Below are 6,762 nucleotides of genomic sequence, written 5' to 3'. Positions count from 1 at the left end.
TTCCCTTATTTAAGCCCACTTTCCCTTATTTAAGCCCACTTTCCCTTATTTAAGCCCACTTTCCCTTATTTAAGCCCACTTTCCCTTATTTAAGCCCACTTTCCCTTATTTAAGCCTGACACACCATTATTAACTTGGCTTTTACTCGTCTAAATACAGGCATAATCCGCTGTTTTTTGATTGTTAATTATGACTGTCCTAGTTATTTAGTCGTTAATCATGACTGTCCTAGCTATTTGATGCAGACATAAACGGAGTTGGTTGAGTCTTTTCCTTGGAATGGGTTGTAGAAGGAGACAAGGTGGGAATCAACGCGGTTAAATACGGTGGCCAACAAGGCTTCGAAGTCAGCTTCTGGTGGATTCTGCGACCACATAGCGAAAACGCCACTGGGCTTAAGTTGTTCGGCCATTCGAGATAAGTTTTCTGTTGTATAAAATCCGGCATTCTCTGGGTTTAGGTATTCAGTGGGCGAGTGATCTATGTCTAATAAGATGGCGTCGAATTTTTTGCCCGCAGCGCTTGGGTCAAACCCGTTACTTGGGTCGGTTGCAAGGTCAAAGAAGCTGCCGAGCACATAACGGTTTCGCGTGTCTGCGTTGAGTACTTTCCCTAGAGGGACCAGCTCTTTTTGGTGCCAGCTGATGACGGTGTCTAGGGCGTCAACGACGAGCAGTTCAGAGATTCGTTCGTCTTTTAGTGCAGCCACAGCGGTATAGCCTAGCCCTAAACCACCCACAACCACACTTAAGTTTTCACCGTTTACTTGCTCTAAGCCAAGTGTCGATAAGGCTTCTTCTGCTTCAACAAACATGCTCGACATAAGAAACTCTTCGCCTAGCTTTACTTCGTAAATATCTCTATCACCAAACGCAGGAATCTGCCGTCTACGCAGTGATATTTCACCTAAAGGAGAATCTTGGCAATCGAGCTCTTCGAACGATGGTGGCATGGTGTGGGTCCTAAAATGATGATTTGACCTGCATTATACTGATTACATAGAAAGAAAAGTAATTCATTGGCGACTGCTTGAGGGTTTTGTCCAGTTTGACTGAGGATTAACTATGCCTGTCCTGGTAAGGGGTGGTGTGGGGATTAAGTTGCGCTATGCAAGAAGGTGATGATGTTGGAAAATACGCATCTGGTTTTTTAATGAGTTTCATTGACTCGATCGTATGTTGCTAATGTAAGGGTAGGATATTCTATGACAGAAGAAGACAAGCAAGCCATGTTAGAGGCTTTAAAGATTGCGTTCACTTATATGCCAAAAGCCATTGAGGTCAATAAATATGAGTACGGCGATCGTTATCAATTGGTTTTGAGTCATGTGGAAGCCGTGCGAGAAACCTTGCTTATTCATGATATAGACCCTGATGAGGTTGATGGGGAAGTGAACGGTGATATTGCGCCGAACTCGACATATTAAAAAAGGTGCAGATTATAGTGTAGAGTCGAAATGCTAGGTGTCGCTTTGTTTTCGAAATGTCATGTTAATCGCAGGTTCCTCGTTCTTTGGTTGAATAAAATTCGTGATAATTGATCGCTCTTTTTTCTAGGCATTCTAACTCATAAGTGTCAGAGCAAAATCCCTTTCAGCCCCCCTTGAAGTAAGGGGGAGAGCTAGGTCAAGGGCGGGTACTGTTTCTGTCCCTTCTCACTTCCCTTTGATGGAAAGCGTTCAAGGGGAAGGTTAGGATGGGGTGTTCTTGAACTTAAGAGCAAGAGCTGAGCGAGACCTATTGTTTGGACTCTGATCTATGGTGAGATGTATTGATCTCCAGTTATTGGCCTAAAGGCCAACTCACAAGAGCCAGAGTCTCCTTTAGTCCTCTTAAAGTAGGAGGAGTGCAAGATGAAGCTCAGGAATATTTTCGAATGCCGTTGATTTGGCGGGTGATTGAAGAAAGAAGTGAATAATTTGCAAACTGAAAAGACGAGTTGGGCGGCATGTCCGCATTGTCAGGGACGTGGAAAAAAGAGCCGTAGATTGCGGAAGAAGGTGCGGTTGCAGTACCAAAAAGAGCTAGCCGCATTCGAAAAAGCAAAAGGTAACGGTCCTGCACCTGTTCGTCCTAAAGGGCATTTGGACGACTGTGCCGATTGCGCTGGCTCAGGCTTGGTTCGTGCTGTGAATCATCCTGTTGCCGATGTCGAAAATTATCCTCATGTGGCGATTATCGGTGCAGGAATTGGTGGGGTGGCATTGGCTGTGGCTTGTTTGCATCGCGGTATTCCTTTTACGCTTTATGAACGTGATGACAGTTTTGATGCGCGTTCTCAAGGTTATGGTTTGACCTTGCAGCAAGCGAGTAAAGCGATTGAAGGTTTTGGGCTTTTTTCTCTATCTGAAGGCGTGGTGTCGACTCGTCATCTTGTCCATACGCCAGAGGGCAAGGTTGTGGCGGAATGGGGCATGAGAAAGTGGCTCGCTTCTGGCGAGTTGGCTGCGAAAGACAGCTCTCCTAAACGCACTAACGTGCATATTGCGCGACAGTCATTGCGTTTGGCGTTGCTCGATCAACTGGGCGGTCACGATAAGGTTCACTGGGGGCATCAGCTTGTTGATATGAAAGAGGCTGATGATGGTCTGAGATTGCATTTTAAAGTGGCTGGCGAGATCAAACATGCGAAGGCGGGGCTTGTTGTTGGCGCCGATGGCATTCGGAGTTCTGTGCGCCAGTTGTTGATCGCTGACGATGTGGCGCCGCTGCGTTATTTGGGCTGTATTGTGATTTTAGGAATTTGCCCGTTGCGTGATTTGAGGGCGCTTGAAGACGACTGTCTTGAAAACGAATTGCTGGATTCTGCTACGGTTTTTCAAACAGCCAATGGCAATGAGCGTATTTATATTATGCCTTATTCATCGGATTCTGTGATGTGGCAACTTAGCTTTCCTATGCCTGAAGAAGAGGCCAAAGCCTTAAGTGCCAAAGGTGTACAGGCATTGAAGGAAGAAGCCATGCGGCGCACTCCATGGCACGCTCCAATACCACAAATTTTATCCGCTACTGACGCTAGTTTGGTGTCTGGCTATCCTGTGTACGATCGCGCTTTGTTAGAGCCTCAGTGGTTGACTCAAGCGGGGAAGGCTACCTTGATTGGCGATGCCGCTCACCCGATGAGTCCTTTTAAAGGACAGGGAGCAAATCAAGCCTTGTTAGACGCCTTGGCCTTGGCTCGAGCGATGACCAAAGGGTGTGGCCCTTTTGCCGACTGGCGAGAAGCAGGCGTTAGAAACAGTGTGCTTACAGAGTTTGAATCTGAGATGTTAGAGCGCAGTGCTGTGAAAGTAAAAGGGTCCGCCGAGGCCGCCGAGTTTTTGCATTCAGAGATTGTGCTTCATGAGGGTAACGAGCCAAGAGGACGTTGCTTAAATCGGCAATAATAGTGGGCGGATGAATGGGTTAGGGGATGAGCCATAATGCTACCGTCATCGTCATTACCTTACTATTCACGTAACACTTTTGCGATAAAAGACGTTACGCGAAATAGCAAGGGGATGACGCTTTCTAGCCAGCTAGAAGTGGCTAATTACTTAGCAAAACCGCCTAATGGTTTTAGCAATAATGGTGATAGAGCGGCGTGCTTGTCTCTTAGTTCTTGTGGCAGGTCGCCTAGATGAACCATACGAGTTGGCGTAGCGGCGGCGATCCAGCGTTCAGCATGATCGTCCCAGTTTTGAATGTGAATGTGAGATGACTCAAGGTCTTTAAAGCGTTCATACACGAGAATATCGCCAGCATCAGACAAGTAATATTGGTAATTTAGAGTGCCTTCTTCTGTCAGAGCGCGAGCCACTTGAGATTCCATCACAGCTTTAAAATTGTCTAATTGGCCTGGGTTAAGTTTGGCTTCTACTATCCAGCCAAAGTTCTCGAATGTTGTGTTGCCAGCGTCTGTGATCGCGCTGCCTTGTGCTTCTTCACGAGCAAATCCACCGAATGGTTTTAACCAAAGAGGGTCTAGGGCAGCGTGTCGTTCGCGCACATCGTCAGGTAGGTCGCCAAGGTGAAGCATGCGTGTTGGTGCGGCAGCCGCCATCCAACGTTCTGCATGAGCATCCCAGTTTTCAATGTGTTCGTGTGAAGCGTCTGCATTTGCGAAACGCTCGTAAACCAAGACGTCACCGGCATCAGACAGATAGTATTGGTAGTTTTTAGTGCCTACTTCCGTCAGTGCACGATTCACTTGTGAGTTCATAACCGCTTTGAAGTTTTCAAGCTCGCCAGCGTTAAGTTTTGCTTCTACTATCCAGCCAAAGTTCTTAAACATGAGTATCTCCACTTAAATGCATTTTCCCACATGGGGATAAATTAATGTCAGGCAGTAATGCCGATGGAGGTAAGTGTATAGACGTGTCTTTTTGTTGATAATATCTGTTTATGACGCTTCAGTTTATGGAAAATAAATATAATAAGCGCGACAAAGGTTAACCCTAGGTAAGAGGATAGTGGGTAAACCTACCCGCTTATAAATTTTGCAATTGCTCAATTAACCAACGGTGAATAGGACTGTCGCTGGTACGAGGGTGCCAAGCAACGATAACTTGAAATGAAGGGGGCAGCGCGGCGACGGCCAGTTCTTTTACTTTGTCATTAGGCAATAATCTAGACGGGAAAAAAGCAATCATATCCGTGGTTTGTAAAATATTAGGCACAGCCGAAAAACTGGGCACCGACATGACGATATTGCGGTTGAAGCCTTTATTCGCAAACCATTGGTCGTGGGAGCCTTTTAAATTAGCCCGTGAAGGCGACACCACCAGTTGCGGTAGCGCTGCGATTTCCGACAAGCTTAAAGGTTCCTCAAAGCCGCTATTCTGGCAGCCAGTAATACACAAATGTTGCTCTTCGAGTAGGGTCTTATAAGCGAGATTATCTGGTATGAATTCAGGAAAGCTGATTAATAGGTCGAGCTCTCCTGCACTAATCAGTTGATTGACCTTGTCCGATTCGAAATCTCGAACAATCAGTTTTAATCCAGGGGCTTGTCGGCGAGTAATGCTGAACAATTGAGGCAACAGTGCTTGTGTCGCATAGTCTGTGGCACTAATGCTAATCACCCCTTTGTAGGTTTGTGGTGTAAACACATCAGGTTCGAGCAGAGCGTCGAGCTGTTTAAGAATTTGTTCAACCGCAGGGCCCAGTGTTTGGGCTTTGGGGGTGGCGACCATGTGGTTGCCTTGGCGGATAAAAAGACGATCATCAAATAAGTCGCGCATTTTTCGCAGCTGCTCGCTGATGGCTTGTTGCGTTAATCCCATCTTGCGTGCCACTTGAGAGAGATTGTTAAGCTCTAGCAAAGCATTTAGCACTCTGAGCTGTTTGATATCGAGTCTGTTTATACCATTCATAATTGTATCTTAAACAAAAAAGTCTTGTTTCAAATTGTATATTTAAGCCTCTATGCTGACAAACATTGTTTTGCTGGCGATCGCAGTGTTCGGTATGGCCTTGTCTCATGTAGAGCATTCGCCAGAACAAAACATATTTTTAAACAAGGTGTTACACAATCTGCTTTAAAAGAGAGTCTTCATGAAACAAATTTCCCCGAACACAAGTGCGTTATTTTCTAGCGTTGCACTGGGGCCTTATACCCTTAACAACCGTATTGTTTTACCTCCATTGACCCGTTCTCGTAGCTCTCAACCGGGTAATGTTCCGAATGATGTAATGGCCAGTTATTACGCTCAGCGAGCCAGTGCGGGTTTTATGGTGACAGAAGGCACGCAAATTGAGCCAAGAGGCCAAGGTTACGCGTGGACGCCAGGCATACATTCTCCAGAACAAATAGAAGGGTGGAAAAAAGTCACCCGTGCGGTACACGAAAAAGGAGGCATTATTTTTGCTCAACTTTGGCACGTAGGACGGGTTTCTCACACCAGTTTACAGCCAGCTGGTGAGCCTCCTATCGCACCGAGTGCGATTGCAGCGGATAACGTCAGCGTGTTTGTCGAAACAGGTCCAGGTGAAGGCGCTCTGGCTGAGCCAAGTATGCCACGTGCATTGTCCACGGAAGAAGTTGGCGAGTTAGTCGCGCTCTACGCACAAGCGGCACGAAATGCCCTAGCAGCAGGCTTTGATGGGGTTGAGTTGCATTGTGCGAATGGTTATTTAGTGAATCAGTTTATTTCCGAGCACAGCAATCAGCGTGAGGATCAATATGGTGGTTCTCTTGAAAACCGCTTGCGCTTTTTGAAAGACATTGTCGCCGCGGTCAGTGAGGTGGTTGGACCAGAGCGCTTGGGTGTGCGTTTCGCGCCTTTGTTTGCTAGCACCGATGAAGACCGAGTGTATTTAGGTCTGGTCGAAGCCGATCCACATACCACTTATATCGAGGCGATCAAGTTGCTTGAGCAAGCCAATGTGGCGTATTTATCGATAGCGGAAGCCGACTGGGAAAACGCCCCAGATCTTCCCGATACTTTCTACAGTGCGGTTCGAGAGACGTTTTCTGGGCGTATTATCTACGCGGGCAAATACACAATTGAAAAAGCACTGAAAGTATTGAGCAAGGGGCACGGCGACTTGTTTGCTTTTGGGCGTCCCTTTATCGCCAACCCAGATTTGCCAGAACGTATTGCCAATGGATGGCCACTCAATGACGTTGACCCTGCCACCATGTATGGCGGAACGGCTCAAGGCTATAACGATTATCCTCGCTATCAGAAAGTGTAACGCTTAAATGGAACGCGTCTATTGAGTGCCTATGTGCGCTCAATAGACGTTTTTTCTGCTTCTTTATCTGACGGGATAGGACAAC

General features: G+C 46.6%; 6 protein-coding genes. 3 read left to right on the top strand and 3 right to left on the bottom strand.

From position 1 onward, the window contains the following. Positions 1-232 precede the first annotated feature (232 nt). Positions 233-952, bottom strand: a complete 720-nt coding sequence (locus tag ACIGBN_RS09420; protein WP_396665043.1) for a spermidine synthase — start codon at positions 950-952, stop codon at positions 233-235. A 252-nt stretch (positions 953-1,204) separates the two neighbouring features. Here ACIGBN_RS09420 and ACIGBN_RS09415 point away from each other — a divergent pair, with 252 nt between their 5' ends. Then, positions 1,205-1,426: a penicillin-binding protein gene (locus tag ACIGBN_RS09415; protein WP_133001441.1), complete on the top strand. Its 222-nt coding sequence runs from the start codon at positions 1,205-1,207 to the stop codon at positions 1,424-1,426. Between the two features lie 573 nt (positions 1,427-1,999). Then, a complete protein-coding gene (locus tag ACIGBN_RS09410; protein WP_396665162.1) occupies positions 2,000-3,385 on the top strand; it encodes an FAD-dependent oxidoreductase in 1,386 nt (461 codons plus the stop codon). Between the two features lie 146 nt (positions 3,386-3,531). Here the strand turns inward: ACIGBN_RS09410 and ACIGBN_RS09405 are convergent, their stop codons facing one another. Beyond that, positions 3,532-4,272, bottom strand: a complete 741-nt coding sequence (locus ACIGBN_RS09405) for a putative quinol monooxygenase (RefSeq protein ID WP_396665041.1) — start codon at positions 4,270-4,272, stop codon at positions 3,532-3,534. Positions 4,273-4,468: 196 nt separating this feature from the next. Continuing rightward, positions 4,469-5,353, bottom strand: coding sequence for a LysR family transcriptional regulator (locus ACIGBN_RS09400; RefSeq protein WP_133001440.1), 885 nt, complete (start codon positions 5,351-5,353; stop codon positions 4,469-4,471). Positions 5,354-5,534: 181 nt separating this feature from the next. Here ACIGBN_RS09400 and ACIGBN_RS09395 point away from each other — a divergent pair, with 181 nt between their 5' ends. Further along, the gene (locus ACIGBN_RS09395; protein ID WP_396665039.1) at positions 5,535-6,677 is read left to right on the top strand and encodes an alkene reductase; all 1,143 of its coding nucleotides are present in this window, start codon (positions 5,535-5,537) and stop codon (positions 6,675-6,677) included. The last annotated feature ends 85 nt before the right edge of the window (positions 6,678-6,762 follow it).

This window comes from Marinomonas sp. NPDC078689 (genome assembly GCF_044542435.1).
Lineage (GTDB): Bacteria > Pseudomonadota > Gammaproteobacteria > Pseudomonadales > Marinomonadaceae > Marinomonas > Marinomonas arenicola.
This window is presented reverse-complemented; position numbering and strand designations above follow the sequence as displayed.